Annotated in this window: 15 protein-coding genes; 13 read left to right on the plus strand and 2 right to left on the minus strand. The window is 60.0% G+C overall.

Annotated elements, in window-relative coordinates; genetic code table 11:
* The first annotated feature begins 174 nt into the window (after nucleotides 1-174).
* Nucleotides 175-1,551, plus strand: coding sequence for a cystathionine beta-synthase (locus tag PSH97_RS13895; RefSeq protein WP_305449680.1), 1,377 nt, complete (start codon nucleotides 175-177; stop codon nucleotides 1,549-1,551).
* Nucleotides 1,548-2,729 (plus strand): cystathionine gamma-synthase, encoded by a 1,182-nt coding sequence (locus PSH97_RS13900; protein WP_305449681.1) that lies wholly within the window; start codon nucleotides 1,548-1,550, stop codon nucleotides 2,727-2,729. The genes PSH97_RS13895 and PSH97_RS13900 overlap by 4 nt, the downstream gene beginning before the upstream one ends.
* A 59-nt stretch (nucleotides 2,730-2,788) precedes the next feature.
* On the opposite strand, the gene PSH97_RS13905 is transcribed toward PSH97_RS13900, so the two are convergent.
* Nucleotides 2,789-3,064, minus strand: a complete 276-nt coding sequence (locus PSH97_RS13905) for a DUF1652 domain-containing protein (protein WP_305449682.1) — start codon at nucleotides 3,062-3,064, stop codon at nucleotides 2,789-2,791.
* A 418-nt stretch (nucleotides 3,065-3,482) separates the two neighbouring features.
* Here PSH97_RS13905 and PSH97_RS13910 point away from each other — a divergent pair, with 418 nt between their 5' ends.
* The 11 genes from PSH97_RS13910 to PSH97_RS13960 all read left to right on the plus strand — a co-directional run bounded on the left by PSH97_RS13910 (nucleotide 3,483) and on the right by PSH97_RS13960 (nucleotide 20,635).
* Nucleotides 3,483-4,889 carry an NAD(P)/FAD-dependent oxidoreductase gene (locus PSH97_RS13910; RefSeq protein WP_305449683.1) on the plus strand — a complete coding sequence of 469 codons (1,407 nt, stop codon included), beginning with the start codon at nucleotides 3,483-3,485 and terminating at the stop codon, nucleotides 4,887-4,889.
* Between the two features lie 486 nt (nucleotides 4,890-5,375).
* Nucleotides 5,376-6,833 carry a serralysin family metalloprotease gene (locus tag PSH97_RS13915; protein WP_305449684.1) on the plus strand — a complete coding sequence of 486 codons (1,458 nt, stop codon included), beginning with the start codon at nucleotides 5,376-5,378 and terminating at the stop codon, nucleotides 6,831-6,833.
* Between the two features lie 67 nt (nucleotides 6,834-6,900).
* Entirely contained in the window at nucleotides 6,901-7,323 is a 423-nt protein-coding gene (locus PSH97_RS13920; RefSeq protein WP_305449794.1) for an AprI/Inh family metalloprotease inhibitor, read from the plus strand.
* Between the two features lie 211 nt (nucleotides 7,324-7,534).
* Nucleotides 7,535-9,322 carry a type I secretion system permease/ATPase gene (locus PSH97_RS13925; protein ID WP_305449685.1) on the plus strand — a complete coding sequence of 596 codons (1,788 nt, stop codon included), beginning with the start codon at nucleotides 7,535-7,537 and terminating at the stop codon, nucleotides 9,320-9,322.
* Nucleotides 9,319-10,668, plus strand: coding sequence for an HlyD family type I secretion periplasmic adaptor subunit (locus PSH97_RS13930; protein WP_305449686.1), 1,350 nt, complete (start codon nucleotides 9,319-9,321; stop codon nucleotides 10,666-10,668). The genes PSH97_RS13925 and PSH97_RS13930 overlap by 4 nt, the downstream gene beginning before the upstream one ends.
* Nucleotides 10,669-10,670: 2 nt before the next feature.
* Nucleotides 10,671-12,041: a TolC family outer membrane protein gene (locus tag PSH97_RS13935; protein ID WP_305449687.1), complete on the plus strand. Its 1,371-nt coding sequence runs from the start codon at nucleotides 10,671-10,673 to the stop codon at nucleotides 12,039-12,041.
* Between the two features lie 110 nt (nucleotides 12,042-12,151).
* Nucleotides 12,152-15,109 carry an autotransporter serine peptidase EprS gene (eprS, locus tag PSH97_RS13940; RefSeq protein ID WP_305449795.1) on the plus strand — a complete coding sequence of 986 codons (2,958 nt, stop codon included), beginning with the start codon at nucleotides 12,152-12,154 and terminating at the stop codon, nucleotides 15,107-15,109.
* A 23-nt stretch (nucleotides 15,110-15,132) separates the two neighbouring features.
* A complete protein-coding gene (locus PSH97_RS13945; RefSeq protein WP_305449688.1) occupies nucleotides 15,133-16,833 on the plus strand; it encodes a polyurethane esterase in 1,701 nt (566 codons plus the stop codon).
* Between the two features lie 97 nt (nucleotides 16,834-16,930).
* Nucleotides 16,931-18,784 (plus strand): polyurethane esterase, encoded by a 1,854-nt coding sequence (locus tag PSH97_RS13950; RefSeq protein ID WP_305449689.1) that lies wholly within the window; start codon nucleotides 16,931-16,933, stop codon nucleotides 18,782-18,784.
* Nucleotides 18,785-19,022: 238 nt separating this feature from the next.
* On the plus strand, nucleotides 19,023-19,409 hold the full coding sequence (locus PSH97_RS13955) for a hypothetical protein (protein WP_305449690.1): 387 nt from the start codon (nucleotides 19,023-19,025) through the stop codon (nucleotides 19,407-19,409).
* A gap of 20 nt (nucleotides 19,410-19,429) precedes the next feature.
* Nucleotides 19,430-20,635 carry a DUF1624 domain-containing protein gene (locus PSH97_RS13960; protein WP_305449691.1) on the plus strand — a complete coding sequence of 402 codons (1,206 nt, stop codon included), beginning with the start codon at nucleotides 19,430-19,432 and terminating at the stop codon, nucleotides 20,633-20,635.
* Between the two features lie 43 nt (nucleotides 20,636-20,678).
* Here the strand turns inward: PSH97_RS13960 and PSH97_RS13965 are convergent, their stop codons facing one another.
* On the minus strand, nucleotides 20,679-20,903 hold the full coding sequence (locus PSH97_RS13965) for a YgdI/YgdR family lipoprotein (protein WP_305449692.1): 225 nt from the start codon (nucleotides 20,901-20,903) through the stop codon (nucleotides 20,679-20,681).
* Nucleotides 20,904-20,950 lie beyond the last annotated feature (47 nt).

Genomic DNA, 20,950 nt, shown 5'->3' on the forward strand with positions numbered 1-20,950 from the left:
CCTGTGGCGAGCGAGCTTGCTCACCACAGGGGCAGTACCGGCTGACTGCGAAAAGTTGCGGGGGGCGCAATCCCGGCCTATGGTCCAAGGCGAGGCTTTGCTTGCGACTCGCGCGCAATGATTCGCCGCAGGTCGCTGTCCATCCAATGCGGATACATGCAGCGAGGTGACGACATGCCGAACGACTCCCGTCCCGCCGTGCTCGAACTGATCGGTAATACGCCGCTGGTGCGTGTCAGCCGCTTCGATACCGGCCCGTGCACGCTGTTTCTCAAACTCGAATCGCAGAACCCCGGTGGCTCGATCAAAGACCGCATCGGCCTGGCAATGATCGACGCCGCCGAGCGCGATGGTCGCCTGCGCCCTGGCGGCACCATCGTCGAGGCTACCGCCGGCAATACCGGTCTGGGCCTGGCCTTGGTCGGCCGGGCCAAGGGTTATCGGGTGGTGTTGGTGGTGCCGGACAAGATGTCCACCGAGAAGGTCCTGCACCTCAAGGCCATGGGCGCCGAGGTACACATCACCCGCTCCGATGTCGGAAAAGGCCATCCCGATTATTACCAGGACGTCGCTGCGCGGTTAGCGCAGGATATTCCCGACGCCTTCTTCGCCGATCAATTCAACAACCCGGCCAACCCGCTGGCCCACGAGTGCAGTACCGCTCCGGAGATCTGGGCGCAGACTCAGCATGATGTGGATGCCATCGTTGTCGGCGTCGGTTCGGCCGGCACGCTGACCGGGCTGACCCGTTTCTTTCAGCGCGTACAACCGAATCTGGAAATGGTGCTGGCTGATCCGGTCGGCTCGGTGATGGCCGAATACAGCCGCAGCGGCACCCTCGGTACGCCCGGTTCCTGGGCGGTGGAGGGCATTGGCGAAGACTTCATTCCGTCGATTGCCGACCTGTCCAGCGTGCGTAAGGCTTACTCCATCAGCGACGAGGAAAGTTTCGATCATGCCCGCCAACTGTTGCGCGCGGAAGGCATTCTCGGCGGCTCCTCTACCGGCACATTGCTGGCAGCGGCGCTGCGTTACTGCCGCGAACAAACCGAGCCGAAGCGGGTGGTCAGTTTCGTCTGCGACACCGGCACCCGCTACCTGTCGAAGGTCTACAACGACCAGTGGATGAACGATCAGGGGCTCCTTGCGCGCAAGCGCTACGGTGATTTGCGCGATCTGATCGCGCGGCGCTTCGAGGATGGCCGGGTGGTCAGCGTGGGCCCGGACGACACGCTGCTCACCGCATTCCAACGCATGCGCCTGGCGGACGTGTCGCAACTGCCGGTGCTGGTGGACGGGCAGCGACTGGTCGGCGTGATCGACGAGTCCGACATTCTGCTTGGCGTGCACGAAGACGCTTCACACTTCCGTATGCCGGTGAGCAGTGCGATGACTGGCAAGCTGGAAATCCTGCCGCCCGGCGCCAGTCTGGCGGAGCTAGAGGCGAAGCTCGACCGAGGATTGGTGGCGATGATCGCCGACGCCTCGGCTTTCCACGGGCTGATTACCCGTGTCGACATGCTCAATTACCTACGGAGATCCCTTGCATGAGTCAGCACGATGACACCGCCGAACCACGCGCCTTTGCCACCCGTGTGATCCATGCCGGACAGACACCGGACCCGTCCACCGGGGCGCTGATGCCGCCGATTTACGCCAACTCCACCTATCTGCAACAGAGCCCGGGTGTGCACAAGGGCTTCGACTACGGGCGCTCGCACAACCCGACGCGCTTTGCGTTGGAGCGTTGTGTGGCGGACCTCGAGGGCGGTACCCAGGCCTTCGCCTTCGCTTCCGGGCTGGCAGCGATCGCCAATGTGCTCGAATTGCTCGATGCGGGCGCCCACATCGTCTCCGGTAATGACTTGTATGGCGGTACATTCCGCCTGTTCGACAAGGTGCGCCGGCGCAGTGCCGGGCATCGTTTCAGCTTCGTCGATCTGACCGATCTGGCGGCCTTCGAAGCGGCGCTGCAGGACGACACGCGGATGGTCTGGGTCGAGACGCCGAGCAATCCTTTGCTGAGCCTCACTGACCTCGCCGCCGTCGCGCGTATCTGTCGCCAGCGAGGCATCATTTGCGTAGCCGACAACACCTTCGCCAGCCCGTGGATACAGCGCCCGCTGGAGTTGGGCTTCGATATCGTGCTGCACTCGACGACCAAGTACCTGAACGGTCACTCCGACGTGATCGGCGGCATCGCGGTGGTCGGTCAGAATGCTGAACTGGCAGAGCGGCTGGGTTTCCTGCAGAACGCGGTGGGGGCTATAGCCGGGCCGTTCGACGCTTTTCTCACGTTGCGCGGCGTGAAGACCCTGGCATTGCGCATGGAGCGCCACTGCAGCAACGCACTGGAGCTGGCGCAATGGCTGGAACGTCAGCCGCAGGTGGCGCGCGTCTATTATCCGGGCCTGCCATCGCACCCGCAGCACGAACTGGCGCGGCGGCAGATGCGTGGGTTCGGCGGGATGATTTCCCTTGACCTGAACAGCGACCTGGCTGGCGCCAGGCGTTTCCTCGAGAGTGTGCGGATCTTCGCCTTGGCCGAGAGCCTGGGCGGGGTGGAAAGCCTGATCGAGCACCCGGCGATCATGACCCATGCCAGCATCCCCGTCGAAACCCGGGCACAACTCGGCATCGGCGATGCGCTGGTGCGTTTGTCAGTGGGGGTCGAGGATGTCGAAGACCTGCGCGCCGATCTGTCGCAGGCCCTGATGAGGATTGGTTAAACGCAATCAATGTGGGAGCGGGCTTGCTCGCTCCCACAGGTTTTGTGGAACGCCAACCATCAGGCATAGCTTCTGAGAGCCTGCGGCGGAATGAACGCCTCCAATTCGTCTTCCACAGCTTCGATAATTCGTTCTACATCCGCCGCATTCATGACCGTTGCGCAAGGAATGCCGGCAATGGCGATCATGGTTTCGCCACTGGCGCGGTCGAACAGCCGGGCAACCATGCTGCCCGGTGCATCCATGGTCGCCTCGAAACCCATGGGATGAAAATGCCAGCGCATCAGCTGGCAGGCATTTGGAAAAGTGACCTTACTGAATGTGCCTTGATTCATGTGTTGCCCACCTTATTCATCGAGCGCTTCCTTTAGCTCATGTTAGGAGGGAAGAGCCTTCAATGGCTCAACCGGTGACTGACTTTAAAAGTAGCATCCAGATGTGAAAATCATGTGGATTTTTTCAGTCAGTTAGGCGAATGGTTCATTTTTTTTGATGCAGATCACGAGATACGGATTTTTCGACCAAAGGCTTATATGGCCGGGGCATTCCACGGGGGGCATTGAAGCCTGGCCAGAGCTTCGGCAAGCTCGGTTTTTTTTCGTCGAGTCCTGTGCGACAGCATGCCCCGCGATCCGAAGCCCTGGAGCATTCGGACCGTATTCGTCTGGACGGGCTTACGCCAAACAAATTTCTAATCCCTGAGCCCACGCATTAGGATCGACGCCAACGAAGTTTTGAGTAGCGGAGTCTTGCATGTCGGCGTGGCGCACGATCAGTTTGTGGATGGATCAACTCGACGAGCCGTTGCTGGCGCGCCCGCCGCTGGAGCAGGATCTGGACGTCGACGTGGCCATCATTGGCGCCGGGTACACCGGGCTCTGGACCGCGTATTACCTCAAGCGCCTGGCGCCGGGGCTGAACATTGCCATCGTCGAGGCAAACATCGCGGGTTTTGGTGCTTCGGGCCGGAACGGCGGCTGGTTGATGGGCAACCTGTTGGGCGAAGATCGCTTGCTTGCCGATTTACCGGCCGAACAGCGCCGTGCTTCTCTCGATCTGCTGCATGGCATCCCTGATGAAGTTGCGATCGTCCTCGATCGAGAAGGCATCGACTGCGATTATCGCAAAGGCGGGGTGCTTTACTGCGCTGCGCGTTATCCCGAGCAGGAAACTACCCTGCGCCATTATCTGGACACGCTCTACCGCCAAGGTCTGATCGAAAGCGACTACCACTGGCTCAGTCCCGAGCAATTGGCGCAACAGATCAGAATTGCCAAACCTTATGGCGGTATCTATGCACCGCACGTCGCGACCATTCACCCGGCAAAGTTGGTGCGAGGTCTGGCACGGACGGTAGAGCGCATGGGGGTCAACATCTATGAGAGCAGCCCGGTCACTCAATGGCAGTCGGGCAGTTTGCGTACAGCCAAGGCTCAGGTTCGCAGCCACTGGATCGTGCCGGCGGTAGAAGGTTATGCGGTCACATTGCCGCCGTTGGGCCGTTATCAATTACCGGTCCAGAGTTTGCTGGTGGCAACCGAACCGCTGTCCGCCGCGACCTGGGATGAAATCGGCCTCAGTCGCGGGCAAGCCTTCAGCGAAAGCAGCCGTCAAGTCACCTATGGCCAGCGCACGGCGGATAACCGCTTGGTATTTGGTGCCCGTGGCGGCTATCAATTTGCTGGCAAGTTGCGCCATGACTTCGACCTGACCACCAGCGAAGTAGAGTTGCGGCGCTACCTGTTCAGCGAACTTTTTCCGCAGCTCAAGAGCGTACGAATCACCCATGCCTGGGGCGGCAACCTGGGCATGTCCCGGCGCTTCAAGCCGCACATGCTCTGCGATCGAGCCAGCGGCATCGCCTTGTCCGGCGGTTATGGCGGGGAGGGCGTGGGTGCCAGCAACCTCGGAGGGCGAACCTTGGCCGACCTGATTCTCGAACGGGATACCGAGTTGGTCCGCCAGCCGTGGGTCATTCCTCAGGGCGGTCTTGACGCGCTCAAGGCTTGGGAACCCGAGCCCTGCCGCTGGTTGGGCTACAACGCGATCATCCGTAGCTTCGTCCACGAAGACCAGACCCTGGCCAACCCGGCCACCGCGCCCTGGCGTCGCAAACTGGCCAGTCGGGTCGCGGGGTTCATGGAAGGGTTCATGCACTAAACGGCGACGCTCTGAGTTGCTGCCCGTGCGCAAGACCATGATTTTTGATCTTCTGATTGCCCGGCAGCTCTCCAATAAAAAGAAACAGCACCAGCGACTTAGCCAACGGTGACATCTGCGTGGCTGTCTACAACTAACTGGTCGTTTAATTTATTTGATGGCAATGCGCTGGCACTTATATTAATAAGTTCAGAAAAATGTGAACTCATCTACAGAAAAACAACTTACCACTATTTAATATTTAGATAGCATATTGTCAGACAATTCGGCTAAAACCTCCAACTAAAAACTATATTTCGACAGCACACGCACTGTTTACTGGAGTTCGCCGGAACCGCTCAATTTGACGTCAAAAAAAATGTAGACGTTTGATTTCGAATTGTGTCAGTTTTTATACGCCTTCATTGGGCGAGTGATAGGACGATCTCGCCAGAGATTGTCGTATCGGACAAAAACTGTTCCATTGCTAAACAAGGAAGTGTGTTTATGTCGAAAGTAAAAGACAACGCTATTGATCTTGCCGAACAGGGCTTTGCGCCATTCCAAGCGCTGGCTGCACCCAGTTCCGCCTACAACCAGATCGATAGTTTCAGCCATCAATATGATCGGGGTGGCAATCTCACGGTCAATGGCAAACCCTCCTTCTCCGTCGACGAGGCAGCTACCCAACTGCTGCGTGACGGCGCTGCCTACCAGGACAAGGACGGCAGCGGCAAAATCGAACTCACCTACACGTTCCTGACCTCGGCTTCGTCGAGCACCATGAACAAGCACGGTATTACCGGGTTCAGCCAGTTCAATACGCAACAGAAAGCCCAGGCCGTGCTCGCCATGCAATCCTGGGCCGACGTGGCCAATGTCACCTTCACCGAAAAGTCGTTTGGCGGCGACGGTCACATGACCTTCGGCAACTACAGTGGTGGTCAGGATGGCGCGGCGGCATTCGCCTACCTGCCAGGCACGGGTCCAGGTTATGACGGTACTTCGTGGTATCTGACGGGCAGTGGCTATAACGTCAACAAGACACCGGACCTGAACAACTACGGTCGTCAGACCCTGACCCATGAAATCGGTCATTCCCTGGGCCTGGCTCACCCTGGCGACTACAACGCCGGTGAAGGTGCGCCGACCTACAACGACGCGACCTACGGCGAGGACACCCGCGGTTACAGCCTCATGAGTTACTGGAGCGAAAGCAATACCGACCAGAACTTCAGCAAGGGCGGTGTGGAAGCCTATGCGTCCGGCCCGCTGATGGACGATATCGCCGCCATTCAGAAACTCTACGGTGCCAACACCACCACCCGTACCGGTGACACCACCTACGGCTTCAACTCCAACGCCGGTCGCGATTTCCTGAGCGCGTCTTCGTCGTCGGACAAAGTCGTGTTCTCGGTCTGGGATGCGGGCGGCAAGGACACCCTGGACTTCTCCGGCTTTACCCAAAACCAGAAGATAAACCTCAATGAAGCCTCGTTCTCCGACGTTGGCGGCATGGTGGGTAACGTGTCCATCGCCAAAGGTGTCACCGTCGAGAACGCGATTGGCGGTTCGGGTAGCGACCTGCTGATCGGTAACAGCGTGGCCAACGAGCTGAAGGGCGGTGCCGGCAACGACATCCTCTTCGGGGCGGGCGGTTCGGACAAACTGTGGGGCGGTTCGGGTTCGGACACCTTTGTGTTCGCGGCCAGCAGCGACTCCAAGCCAGGTGCCGTCGACCAGATCCTCGATTTTGTCAGTGGCCTGGACAAGATCGACCTGACCGGCATCACCAATGGCGCAGGCCTGCACTTCGTGAATTCGTTCACCGGTGCGGCAGGCGATGCGGTATTGACCACTTCGGGCGGCAACAGCCTGTTGTCGGTGGACTTCTCCGGGCACGGCGTGGCTGACTTCCTGGTCAGCACTGTTGGCCAGGCGACGTTCTCGGACATCGTGGCCTGATTCAAGGCAAAAAGGAGGGCGGCGCTTGATGCGCCGCTCTCTGCCCCGATCCAGAGTAAAACGCCCTATGATCCAGAACGCTTTTACCTACAAAGCAACCGCGTGGCTGTTGGCGACGCTGATGATGTTTCTTGGAGATGTAGCCATGGCACGCAGTCTGAAACTGGCCGATCCGTCGGAGCTCGCCGGGAAATGGCAGGCGACCTTGAATAGCGCGCAAGACTCGCCCGAGTCCCAGGCGCTGCAGGACAAGCCGTCGAATGTCTGCTCGATCGAGCTCAAATTGAACCAGACGCTGGGTGAGGGCGCCGACTGCCTTGGCGCCTGGCTGAATGAGTCGGCGATTGGCTGGTTCCCGGAACCGGATGGCATCGCCGTGACCGGTAAAGAAGGCTCAAGAATTGTGTTTTTCAGCCGACAGCATGAGGGGCTTTATAAGAGCACCTTGAAGTCAGGTCTGATCATTACGCTCGAGCGCGCAGCGCAGTAAGTGAAAAATGCCGGACCGGCACCAGGCGCTGAATATAAAGCTCGTTATTGCCGTTATAAGCAGCAGATCAATAACCGGAGCTCTTTGAAGAACACAAAGAGTTGTTATTAATGTGTAAGCGATAACCGGCAAAAGAACGTCTCGGCCATGTGCGGACAGTTAATTGGAACCTCGCCAAGTAAGGCGAGGATTAATACCTCAGGAAAAACCAATGAAGATGGCGAAGAGCCCGGCCACCGCACCGTTATTCAAGGCACTGGGCGACTATAAAAGCATCCTGATCAGTGTCGGGTGTTTTACCGCACTGATTAACGTGCTGATGTTGGTCCCGTCGATTTATATGCTTCAGGTCTATGACCGGGTACTGTCTTCGCAAAACGAAACCACACTGGCGATGTTGTCGTTGATGGTGGTCGGGTTTTTCGCTTTTATCGGTCTGCTGGAGATCGTGCGTAGCTTCATTGTCATCCGTATCGGCAGCCAACTGGAGCGTCGTTTCAACCTGCGGGTGTATCAAGCCGCTTTCGAGCGCAACCTGTTCAAGGGCGAGGGCAACGCGGGGCAATCCCTGGGCGACCTGACCCATATTCGCCAATTCGTCACCGGCCCGGCGCTGTTTGCCTTCTTTGATGCGCCGTGGTTTCCGGTCTATTTGTTTGTGATCTTTCTGTTCAACGTCTGGCTCGGTGTATTGGCCACCGCAGGCGCGGTACTGCTGATCGGGCTGGCCTGCCTCAACGAGGCGATGACCAAAAAGCCCTTGGGCGAAGCCGCAGGGTTTTCCCAGAAGTCCAGCCAACTGGCCACTAGTCACCTGCATAACGCCGAAACCATTCAGGCCATGGGCATGCTCGGTGTCTTGCGCAAGCGCTGGTTCCAGGTGCACTCGCGTTTTCTCGGCTTGCAGAATCAGGCCAGCGACACCGGCGCGGTCATCAGCTCCCTGAGCAAAACCCTGCGCCTGTGCCTGCAATCCCTGGTGCTGGGGCTGGGCGCCTTGCTGGTGATCCAGGGTGACATGACCGCCGGGATGATGATCGCAGGTTCCATCCTGATGGGCCGGGTCCTGAGCCCCATCGATCAACTGATCGCCGTGTGGAAACAGTGGAGCGGCGCCAAGCTCGCTTACCGCCGTCTCGACGCCTTGCTGCAAGCCTATCCACCGACTGAGGAGGCCATGGCGTTGCCGGCGCCGAAAGGCCAGATCACCTTCGAGCAAGTCAGCGCCGGCCCGCCAGGGCAACGGGCAGCCACCTTGCACATGGTCAATTTCAACCTCGGCGCCGGCGAAGTGCTGGGCGTGCTCGGGGCTTCCGGCTCGGGTAAATCGACCCTGGCCCGGGTGCTGGTCGGCGTCTGGCCAACGTTGGGCGGCACGGTGCGCCTCGACGGTGCAGACATTCATCGCTGGAACCGCGATGACCTTGGCCCTTACATCGGTTATCTGCCCCAGGACATCGAACTGTTCAGCGGCAGCATCGCCGAAAACATCGCCCGATTCCGTGAAGCGGATCCGCAAAAAATCGTCGAGGCCGCGCAACAGGCCGGCATTCATGAACTGATCCTGCGTATGCCGCAAGGCTACGACACTGTGCTCGGCGAGGACGGCAGCGGTTTGTCCGGTGGTCAGAAACAGCGTGTGGCCCTGGCTCGCGCGCTGTACGGCAATCCGAGTCTGGTGGTGCTGGATGAACCGAACTCCAACCTCGACACCGTCGGCGAAGCGGCACTGGCCGGCGCCATCGCGCACATGAAGGCCCGGGGCACCAGCGTGATTCTGGTCACCCATCGCTCTTCAGCCCTGGCCCAGGCCGACAAGTTGCTGGTGCTCAACGAAGGTCGCTTGCAGGCCTTCGGCCCAAGCCAGGAAGTGCTCAAGGCGCTGGCCGGTAACCCGTCAGGCGCCCAGGAACAACAACGTGAAAAACCTGCGCAAGCACCGGGCGGGCTCAGCATGAGCCGGCAGTATCAGCCCACGACAAGGAATTCGGGTGTATGAGCAGCACACGCATGAACGACGACAGCGAAGCGACCATGGAACACGACTACATCGCCGAACGTCCTGAGCGCGATGCGCGTTTCTTCGCTCGCATGGGCTGGATTCTGGCGATTGTCGGTGCCGGCAGTTTCTTCACGTGGGCGAGCCTCGCGCCGCTCGATCAAGGTATTCCGGTGCAGGGGACCGTGGTGGTCTCGGGCAAGCGCAAAGCCGTGCAATCGATGAGCAGCGGCGTAGTCAGCCAGATTCTGGTGCGCGAAGGACAAGTGGTGAAGCAAGGCCAGCCGCTGTTCCGCCTTGACCAGACCCAGGTCGCGGCCGACGTGCAATCGCTGCAAGCGCAATACCGCATGGCGTGGGCCAGCCTGGCGCGCTGGCAGAGTGAACGGGATAACCTCAAACAGGTAAATTTCCCCGCCGAGCTGAGCAACGATCCTGACCCGCGTCTGGCCTTGGTGCTCGAAGGCCAACGGCAATTGTTCAGCAGCCGTCGCGAAGCCTTTTCCCGGGAACATGCCGCCCTGCGCGCGAACATCGAAGGCGCCAGCGCGCAACTGGCCGGCATGCGCCGCGCGCGCACCGACCTGACGGCCCAGGCCAGTTCCCTGCAACAACAGTTGAGCAATCTTCAGCCCTTGGCGGACAACGGCTACATCCCGCGCAACCGCTTGATGGATTACCAGCGTCAGTTGTCGCAAGTGCAGCAACAGCTGGCCGAGAACACCGGCGAAAGCGGCCGCGTGGAGCAAGGCATCCTTGAATCCCGACTGAAGTTGCAACAGCACAGCGAGGAATACCAGAAAGAAGTCCGCAGCCAACTGGCCGACGCGCAGCTCAAAAGCGTGACCCTGGAAGAGCAACTGACTTCCGCCGGCTTCGACCTGCAACACAGCGAAATCATCGCCACCGCCGACGGCATCGCCGTCAACCTTGGGGTTCACACCGAAGGCGCCGTGGTGCGTCAGGGCGACACCTTGCTGGAGATTGTCCCGCAAGGTACCCGCCTGGAAGTAGAAGGACACCTGCCGATCAACCTGATCGACAAGGTCGGCACGCACTTGCCGGTGGACATTCTGTTTACCGCGTTCAACCAGAGCCGTACCCCGCGAGTCCCCGGTGAAGTCAGCCTGATCTCCGCCGACCAGATGGTCGATGAGAAAACCGGTGTGCCGTATTACGTGCTGCGCAGCAGCGTCAGTGACCAGGCCATGGAAAAACTCAACGGTCTGGTGATCAAACCGGGCATGCCGGCAGAAATGTTCGTGCGTACCGGTGAACGTTCACTCCTCAACTATTTGTTCAAACCGCTGCTCGACCGGGCAGGCTCCGCGTTGACCGAGGAATAAGGATGTTCGGCTGTATGAATAAGTTTTCCCTGCTCGCGGCGACCCTGGCGTTGCTGACGTGCAACAGCACGATGGCCATGGGGCCCTTCAACATCTATGAGCAAGCGTTACGCAATGATCCGGTGTTCCTCGGTGCCATCAAGGAGCGCGATGCAGGCCTTGAAAACCGTGCCATCGGCCGCGCCGGGCTGCTGCCCAGGATTGGTTACAACTACAACAAGGGGCGTAACACCTCCAAGGTCACTCAACTTAATGAGGGGAGACCAGACTTCACCGAGGACCGCAACTACAGCAGTTACGGCTCGACCTTGACCCTGCAACAGCCGCTGCTCGATTACGAGGCTTATGCGGCGTATCGCAAAGGCGTGGCGCAATCGCTGTTCGCCGACGAAAACTTTCGTGGCAAGAGCCAGGAACTGCTGGTTCGCGTGTTGGAGAATTACACCAAGGCGCTGTTCGCTCAGGACCAGATCGACATTGCACGGGCCAAGAAAAAAGCCTTCGAGCAGCAGTTTCAGCAGAACGAGCAGATGTTCCGCCAAGGCGAGGGCACGCGCACCGATATCCTCGAAGCCGAGTCACGTTACGAACTGGCGACCGCCGAGGAAATCGAGGCTCGCGACGAACAGGACGCGGCCCTGCGCGAGCTCGGCGCACTGGTTGGCGTGCCGGCCATCAACATTGGTGACCTGACGCCGCTGGATCAGAACTTCCAGACCTTCACCCTGCAACCGGCCAATTACGACACCTGGCACGAGATGGCGGTGGCCAACAACCCGAACCTGGCCTCCCAGCGTCAGGCGGTGGAAGTGGCGCGCTACGAAGTCGAACGCAACCGCGCCGGCCACCTGCCAAAAGTCAGTGCCTACGCCTCGGTGCGCCAGAACGAATCGGAAAGCGGCAACACCTATAACCAGCGCTACGACACCAACACCATCGGCATCGAAGTCAACGTGCCGCTGTATGCCGGTGGCGGGGTCTCGGCCTCGACCCGTCAGGCCAGCCGGACGATGGAACAGGCCGAGTACGAGCTGGACGGCAAGACCCGGGAAACCTTGATCCAGTTGCGCCGTCAGTTCAGCGCCTGTCTGTCGGGGGTCAATAAATTGCGGGCTTATCAGAAGGCGTTGACGTCGGCCGAAGCGCTGGTGGTCTCGACCAAGCAAAGCATTTTGGGCGGCGAACGGGTCAACCTCGATGCGTTGAATGCCGAACAACAACTGTTTACCACCCGCCGGGATCTGGCTCAGGCGCGCTACGACTATTTGATGGCCTGGACTAAGTTGCATTACTACGCAGGGACCTTGAGCGAGCAGGATCTGGCCAAGGTGGATGAGGCCTTCGGCCAGGGCCGGCCAACGAAGACTCAGTAACCCCCTCGCCACAGAGCACCGGGATACAGGATTTGAGTTAGCAATGAAACACCGCCCCTGATCAGGGGGACTACAACTCTAAAAACGCCAAAAAAGCGAGAGTCATGAACATGGACGTACAGATCAAGCCGATGTCGGTCGGCGCGCTATTGCTCCTGATTTCATCAGTACCAGGCCCAGCCCAGGCGCTTTATCTGGAAACCGGCAAACCCGGCGACCCCGCCAGTTGGCGCTCGACGGAGTTCCAGCGCGATTGGGGCCTGGCGCGCATGCAGGCTGATCAAGCCTATGCCGCCGGCATCACCGGCAAGGGGGTGAAAATCGGCGCGCTGGATTCCGGTTTCGATTCCAGCCATCCCGAATTTGCCGCAGAGCGTTATCACGCGGTGACGGCCAGCGGCAGCTATGTCGACGGCTCGGCGTTCAATGTCGACGGCACGCTCAACACCAACAACGACTCCCACGGCACCCACGTCACCGGCACCATGGGTGCTTCCCGTGATGGCAGCGGCATGCACGGCGTGGCGTACAACGCGCAAATCTACGTCGGCAACACCAACAAGAACGACAGTTTCCTGTTCGGCCCCAGCCCCGACCCGCGCTATTTCACAGCGGTCTATAACGCCCTGGCAGATGCTGGCGTGCGCGCGATCAACAACAGCTGGGGCAGCCAGCCGAAGGACGTCAGTTACCGAACCCTCGACGACCTGCACGCCGCTTACGCCCAGCACTGGAACAAAGGCACCTGGCTTGATGCCGCCGCCGACGTTTCGCGCCGAGGGGTGATCAACGTGTTCAGCGCCGGCAACAGCGGTTACCCGAATGCCAGCGTGCGTTCGGCCTTGCCGTACTTTCAGCCGGACCTGGAAGGCCACTGGCTGGCAGTGTCGGGGCTGGATCAAAGCAATCAGCAGAAATACAACCAGTGCGGGATCGCCAAGTATTGGTGCATCACCACCCCGGGGGCGAAGATCGACAGCACCATTCCCGGCGGCGGTTACGCGATCAAGTCCGGCACCTCCATGGCCGCGCCGCATGCCACCGGGGCTCTGGCGCTGGTGATGGAACGCTATCCGTACATGAATAATCAGCAGGCGCTGGAGGTGCTGCTGACCACTGCAACGCAGCTCGACGGCTCAATCACCAACGCACCGAGTACGCGCATCGGTTGGGGCGTGGCCAACCTCGAACGGGCGATGCGCGGACCGGGGCAATTGCTCGGGGCGTTTGACGCCAATCTGGCAGCCGGGCAAAGCGATGTCTGGAGCAATGACATTTCGGACCGGGCGCTGATTCAACGTCAGGCCGAAGACGCCGCCGAACACAGCGCCTGGCAACAGACGTTGAAGGACAAGGGCTGGGAAAACGGTGTCCCGGCCGGCGCCAGTCAGCAGGATCAGACCGATTACGCGGTGGGCACAGCTCGCGACTCCGCCGCCGCCAACCGAGTCTACGAAGGCAGCCTGATCAAGTCCGGGGCCGGACGGTTGATGCTCACTGGCGACAACACTTATCGCGGCCCGACCACGGTCAACGGTGGTTTGCTGGCGGTAAACGGCTCGCTGACATCGACGGTGACTGTCAATGACAGCGGCACCCTCGGCGGTAACGGACGAGTCGCCGCCTTGAATGCCAATGCCGGCGGCACCGTGGCGCCTGGTAACTCCATAGGTACGTTGCAAGTCAGCGGCGATGTGACATTTGCACCGGGTTCGACCTATGCCGTCGAACTGTCACCCACCAGCAGCGACCAGATTATTGCCGGCGGTACGGCGACAATCAGCGGCGCTACCGTGAGCCTGTCCCTGGAAAACAGCCCGACCTTGCTCAGCACCCAACAAGTGCAAAGCCTGCTGGGCAATCAATACAACATCCTGCAAGCGGCGGGCGGGATTCAGGGCCAGTTCGGCGCGGTGCTGCCCAACTATCTGTTCATCGGCGGCAGCCTCGACTACGCCGCGACCGGCATTCAGCTGAGCGTGGAGCGTAACGCCACAACCTTCGCCAGCGTCGGGCAAACGCCGAATCAGCGTTCCGTCGCGGCCGCAGTGGAAGGGCTTGGCGCGGGTAACGCCGTCTACGAAAGCCTGCTGCTGTCGCCGACCGCCAGTTCAGCGCAACAAGCGTTCCAGCAGTTGTCGGGGGAAATTTACCCGGCGCTGGGCTCTGTGTTGATCAATGACAGCCGTTATCTGCGCGATGCGGTCGGTGAGCGTCTCAATGAAGCCGACGGTTCCCGAAATAATGGCTGGATCAAGGCATTGGGGGCCTGGGGCAAGACCGATGACAGTCACGACACTGCCGGCTACACCACATCGATTGGCGGTTTGCTGGCCGGTGTCGATGGTGCGGTGGATGACCAAACCCGTGTGGGCCTGGTCGCCGGTTACAGCGACAGCTCGGTCAGCATGGGCTCCGGAACTCATTCATCAGCACAGGTCGACAGTTATCACCTGGGCGCCTATGCCGGCCACGAAATGGGCGCTTGGCGCTTGAGTGCCGGCGGTGCCTACAGCTGGCATCGGGCGGACGTCAAACGCGACCTGCAATACGGTGATGTCAGCGCCAAACAGAAAGCCAAGGTCGACTCCGGGACTACCCAAGTATTCGGCGAGGCAGCGTATCGCCTGAACCTGCAAGCACTGGCTTTGGAACCGTTCGCCAATCTGGCTTACGTGCACTTGAACACTGAAAGCTTCAGCGAAAAAGGTGACGCCGCTGCGCTCAAGGGCGGGGAAAACAACCGCGACGTGGTGCTTTCGACCCTTGGCCTGCGGGCGAGCAAAGCCATTGCGCTGTCCGACCAGCAACAGCTGGAACTGTCCGGCACGCTCGGCTGGCAGCACAACCTGAGCAACACCCGTTCCGAAGACCACTTGGCCTTCGTCAACGGCAACACCGCGTTCAGCGTGCAAAGCGTGTCCATGGACCGCGATGCCGCGGTGGTCGGTGCCCGTGCCGGCTTGGCGCTGGGCCGCGATACCCGTTTGAACCTGGATTACAACGGGCTGCTCGGCTCCCGGGAAAAAGACCACGGTGTGGGCCTGACCCTGGACTGGCAGTTCTGATTTGACGCTAAGGAAGCAAGATCATGGGACTGTTTGATTACAAAAATGCCGGCAGTGAGGCCGGCAAGGCGCTGTACTCCGACGCGATCGCGCTGACGCTCTACGCGTACACGCCCACTGGCCAGCCACTGCCGGCGACTGCCTGGGCGCCGATTGGCGCGGCAGCGTTGGGCTACCAGGGCAAGGTCGGGGCCCAAGGCACCTTCTATGGCGAGAAGGACGGCTTCACCAGCGCCGAAGCCGAAGTGCTCGGTAAATACGACGGGGCAGGGAAGCTGATCGGCATCGGTATCGCCTTCCGTGGCACCGGCGGCCTGGGTTACAGCGACACCTTCGGCGACATGAAAAACAACCTGCTGGCCGCGATCGGCCCGGTGGATTACGCGACGAACTACGCGAAGAACGCCTTCGACACTTTGCTCAAAAGCGTCGCCGCGTTCGCCATCGCCCATGGCCTGAGTGCCAAGGAGGTGCTGGTCAGCGGGCATAGCCTTGGCGGGTTAGGGGTCAACAGCCTGGCGGAGTTGAGCGGCAATAACTGGGGCGGTTTTTTCAAGGACGCCAACTACATCGCCTTCGCCTCGCCGACCCAAAGCGCCACCGGCAACAACGTGCTGAACATCGGCTACGAGAATGACCCGGTGTTTCGAGTGCTCGACGGCACCACCTTCAGCAGTGGTTCGCTGGGCAAACACGACGGTCATCAGGATTCGGCGACCAACAACATCGTCAACTTCAATGACCAGTACGCCTCTACCGCGCAGAACCTGGTGCCGTTCAGCATTCTCAACCCGCTGAACTGGTCGGCCCACGGTTCGTTGGGCTATGCCGACGGCTTGAACCGGGTGATCGACTCGCGCTTCTACGACCTCACCGACAAGGACTCGACGCTGATCGTGTCCAACCTGTCGGAGTCGTCCCGCGGCAGCACCTGGGTCGAGGACCTGGGCCGCAGTGGCGAGCCGCATATCGGCAGCACGTTCATCATCGGCACCGACAGCAATGACTGGCTCAAGGGCGGCGCGGGCAATGACTTCATCGAAGGCCGCGACGGTAACGACCGGTTCCGCGATGACGGTGGCTACAACCTGCTGCTGGGCGGCAAGGGCAGCAACACCTTCGAGCTGCAAAAGCCGTTGCAGAATTTCAGCTTTGCCAATGACGGCGACGGCACGCTGTACGTGCGCGACGCCTACGGCGGCATCAGCATGACCCGCGACATCGGCGCGCTGGTGAGCAAGGAATCGGGTTCGTGGTGGGGCAGCAAGGACATCACCTACAACGTCACTGCCAATGGCTTGCTCAATGGCAGCGAACTGACCCATTACAACCACTCGCTCAATGGCGATGCCTACGGCAACACGCTGGTGGCCAGCGTCGACGGTGACTGGCTGTTCGGCAACGCCGGCGACGATCTGCTGCGTAGCGACAAGAGCCACGTGACCTTCGTCGGTGGCGCGGGCAATGACGTGATGCATGCCTCGGGGGGCGGCAACAACACCTTCCTGTTCAGCGGCGCCTTCGGCTTCGACGCGATCAATGGCTACCAGGGCAGCGACAAACTGGTGTTCATGGGCGTCCAGGGCGCGGGGCAGGGTTATGACTACGCGCAGCACGCGACCCAGGCCGGTAACGACACTGTGCTCAAGATTGGCGATTACGCCGTAACGCTGGTGGGCGTGGGTCTGGATAATCTCTCGGCTTCGGGAATTACGTTTGCGTAAAAGCTGCATGCACTAAATGCTCCGGGGCGCTTCGTGGTCGAGGCGTCCTGGCTGTGAGCTATCTCTGACAATTCCAACAAAGAGAGAGGCAATACCAATGGGTGTGTATGACTACAAAAACTTCGGCACAGCAGACTCCAAGGCGTTGTTCAGCGACGCCATGGCGATCACGCTGTATTCCTATCACAACCTCGACAACGGTTTCGCCACCGGTTACCAGCAAAACGGCTTCGGCCTGGGCTTGCCGGCAACCCTGGTCACCGCACTGATTGGCGGCACCGATTCCCAAGGCGTCATCCCCGGCATTCCCTGGAACCCCGATTCGGAAAAGGCCGCGCTCGACGCCGTGCAAAAAGCCGGCTGGACGCCGATCACCGCCGCGCAACTGGGCTATGACGGCAAGACCGACGCTCGTGGAACCTTCTTCGGCGAGAAGGCCGGTTACACCAGCGCTCAAGTCGAGATCCTCGGCAAGTACGACGCCCAGGGTCATCTCACCGAAATCGGCATCGCCTTTCGCGGCACCAGCGGCCCGCGAGAAATCCAGATCGGCGACTCCATCGGCGATGTGATCAACGATCTGCTGGCGGCGTTGGGTCCCAAGGATTACGCGAAAAACTACGCGGGCGAAGCCTTCGGCAATTTGCTCGGTGACGTTGCGGCATTTGCCCAGGCCAATGGGCTGTCGGGCAAGGACGTGCTGGTCAGCGGCCACAGCCTCGGTGGCCTGGCGGTCAATAGCCTGGCGGACTTGAGCAGCGAAAAATGGTCCGGGTTCTACCAGGATTCCAACTACATCGCCTACGCCTCGCCGACCCAAAGCAGCAGCGACAAAGTGCTGAACATCGGTTATGAAAACGACCCGGTATTCCGCGCCCTCGATGGCTCGTCGTTCAACCTGTCCTCGGTAGGCGTGCACGATGCCGCCAAGGATTCGACGACCGATAATATCGTCAGCTTCAACGACCATTACGCGTCGACGGCGTGGAACGTGCTGCCGTATTCCATCCTCAACATTCCCACCTGGATCTCGCACTTGCCCACCGGTTACGGCGACGGCATGACCCGGGTGCTGGAGTCGACGTTCTACGACCTGACCAGCAAAGACTCGACCATCATCGTCGCCAACCTCTCGGACCCGGCACGCAGCAACACCTGGGTTCAGGACTTGAACCGCAATGCCGAAACCCACAAAGGCAGCACCTTTATCATCGGCAGCGACGGCAATGACCTGATCCAGGGCGGCAAGGGCAGCGACTACCTGGAAGGCCGCGACGGCAACGACACCTTCCGCGATGGCGGTGGCTACAACATCCTGTTGGGCGGCAAGGGCAGCAACGTGCTGGACCTGCAGCAGTCGGTGAAGAACTTTGTCTTCGCCAATGACGGTGCCGGCAACCTGTACGTGCGCGACGCCAATGGCGGCATCAGCATCACCCGCGACATCGGCAGCATCGTCACCAAGGAGCCGGGTTTTCTCTGGGGTGTGTTCAAGGATGACGTAACCCACAGCGTCACCACCAATGGCCTTGCGACCGGCAGCAACCTGACCCAGTACGCCTCAAGCATGAAGGGCACGACCGGCGCCGATACTCTCAACGCACACGCATCGGGCGACTGGTTGTTTGGCCTTGATGGTAACGATCATTTGATTGGCAGCATTGGTAACGACGTGTTTGTCGGCGGGGCGGGGAATGACCTGATGGAGTCGGGTGGCGGGGTCGATACGTTCCTGTTCAGCGGCGCGTTTGGCCAGGACCGGGTGGTGGGTTATCAAACCAACGACAAACTGGTGTTCCTCGGGGTTCAGGGTGTTGCGCCGAACGATGATTATCGGGCCCATGCCACGGCGGTGGGGCAGGACACGCTGCTGACATTCGGCAGTGATTCGGTGACCCTGGTGGGTGTGGGGCTGGACAGTTTGTCTGGTAGCGGGATTGTGATCGCCTGAGGGTGATGGGGCGCCGGTAAGGGCCTCTTCGCGAGCAAGCCCGCTCCCACAGGGATTTTGCGAACAATGAAAATCCAATGTGGGAGCGGGCTTGCCCGCGATGTCGGTGACTCACGGTTCACTCCCGGACTCCAATACCTGCACCAACAGGAACTGGCACTAAAGCATCAGCCTCTTTATGCGTTACGCTATAACGCTAGTACTGCATGCCGCCATTGAGTACAGGAGATTTTGCAACGTGAGTAACAGCAAGAGGTACACCGTCGGTTTGGCGCTGGCCTTTCTATCGGCCACCGCCGCCGCAGACCTGCCTCAGAGCTCGATTCTGACCCGTTACGGGGTCACCTCCGATCAATTGCCCAAACCGGCAGTGACCGAACCCGCCAACCCCATCGAAGAAAAAAGCCGCTTCCAGCTCCAGCCAGAACAGCCCAGGGTGACAGTGCGCCTGGGCGACGGTAAACAACCGGAGAAGACCGGCAACATCAGCATCGATCGCTCAATGCAGCAGGAACTGGAGCGCTGCCAGCGGATGCAGGAACAACTGATCCGGCGCGGGGGGCAATACATTTCCTGCGACAACAGCATTCCGGGATTCACTGAGCCGCCAGCAATAGTCCACTGACCACGACATGAGTGACTGATATGACCCTATCCACCAGCGTTGCAGGGCAGGTGGGACGTGTTTCCCCTGCGCTTGCTACCAGCGCGGCAAAAACCAATACGCGGATGCTGGCGATCGATGCCCTGCGCGGCTTCGTCATGCTGTTGATGCTCATCGACCACGTACGGGAAACCTTTCTGCTGCACCGCCAGGTGACCGACCCGGTCGACGCCTTTAGTGTGACCCCGGACCTGTTCTTCACCCGACTGCTGAGCACCCTTTGCGCCCCGGTGTTCATCTTCCTCACCGGTTTGTCGGCCTGGCTCTACAGCCAGAAACACACGGCCAATGAAACCTCGGTGTTCCTGCTCAAACGCGGGCTGTTCCTGGTGTTTCTGGAACTCACGTTCGTGTGCTTTGCCTGGAACGCCGAGTTCCCGCCCAAGACGTTGTGGCTGCAAGTGATCTGGTGCATCGGCATCTGCATGATCGTGCTCGCCGGGTTGCTGCACTTCAAACGCGGTTGGTTGATCGTGCTCGGAGTAGCGATTGTCGCCGGACACAACCTGCTCGATGGCGTGACCGTGGGGCCGGAGTCGCCGTTCTTTGTGCCGTGGTCAATCCTGCATCAGCGGGTGTTCATCGACATCACCGAGTTCACCCGGGCTCGCACCACGTATCCAGTGTTGCCGTGGATCGGGGTGATTCTGCTGGGTTGGGCCATCGGGCCATGGTTCGGCAAGGACATGGATTCGGCGGAGCGGGTTTCGCGGTTGCTGAAAGTCGGTGTTGGCTTGCTGGTAGCGTTCGTGTTTATCCGCTACCTGAACGTTTACGGCGAGAAACCTTGGGTCCAGACCGGGGACTCACTTCGCACGTTCATGAGCTTTATGAGCGCGAAGAAGTACCCGCCATCGCTGATGTTCCTGATGCCGACGCTGGGTCTGGGGTTGATTCTTCTGGCGTTGTTCGAGAAAGCCCAGGATCGCTGGTCCACCGCGACCTTGGCGATTTACGGCGGTGCGCCGATGTTTTTCTATCTGCTGCACCTGTACGTGCTCAAGGCCATGTATCTGGTGGCCGTGGCGATTTGGGGCACCAATCAGGGCACTTATTATGGCTTCGATAACCTGCCCCTGGTCTGGCTATGGAGCGTGATCCTCGGGGTGTTGCTGTTCTTCCCGACGCGCTGGTTCGCCAATCTCAAACAGCGCCGTCGCGATATCGCGATTCTCAAATATCTCTGATTTGGCTGCCCGCGATGACAACGCGGGCAACCCGTTCAGGGCGTCAGTCTTCCTTGCGAACCGTGGCCACGTCATCGGCCCGGACTTTTACCGTCGCCCCGGAAATATCTTCAAACTCGAAGAAGCCATCCTTGGTTTTGGTGTTCGGCATGTCCTTGGTCAAATACTGGGTGCCGTTCTGCAGGGTCACGACCGTCGGCGTCGAGCAACCGGCCAAGGCCAGAAAGGCCGCTACTGCCAGGGGCAAACCCAGAGTCTTGATATTCATACACACCTCTTATCACTGAATAAAAACAGCGCGAACGCCTCGCTTGA

This window comes from Pseudomonas cucumis (assembly GCF_030687935.1).
Lineage (GTDB): Bacteria > Pseudomonadota > Gammaproteobacteria > Pseudomonadales > Pseudomonadaceae > Aquipseudomonas > Aquipseudomonas cucumis.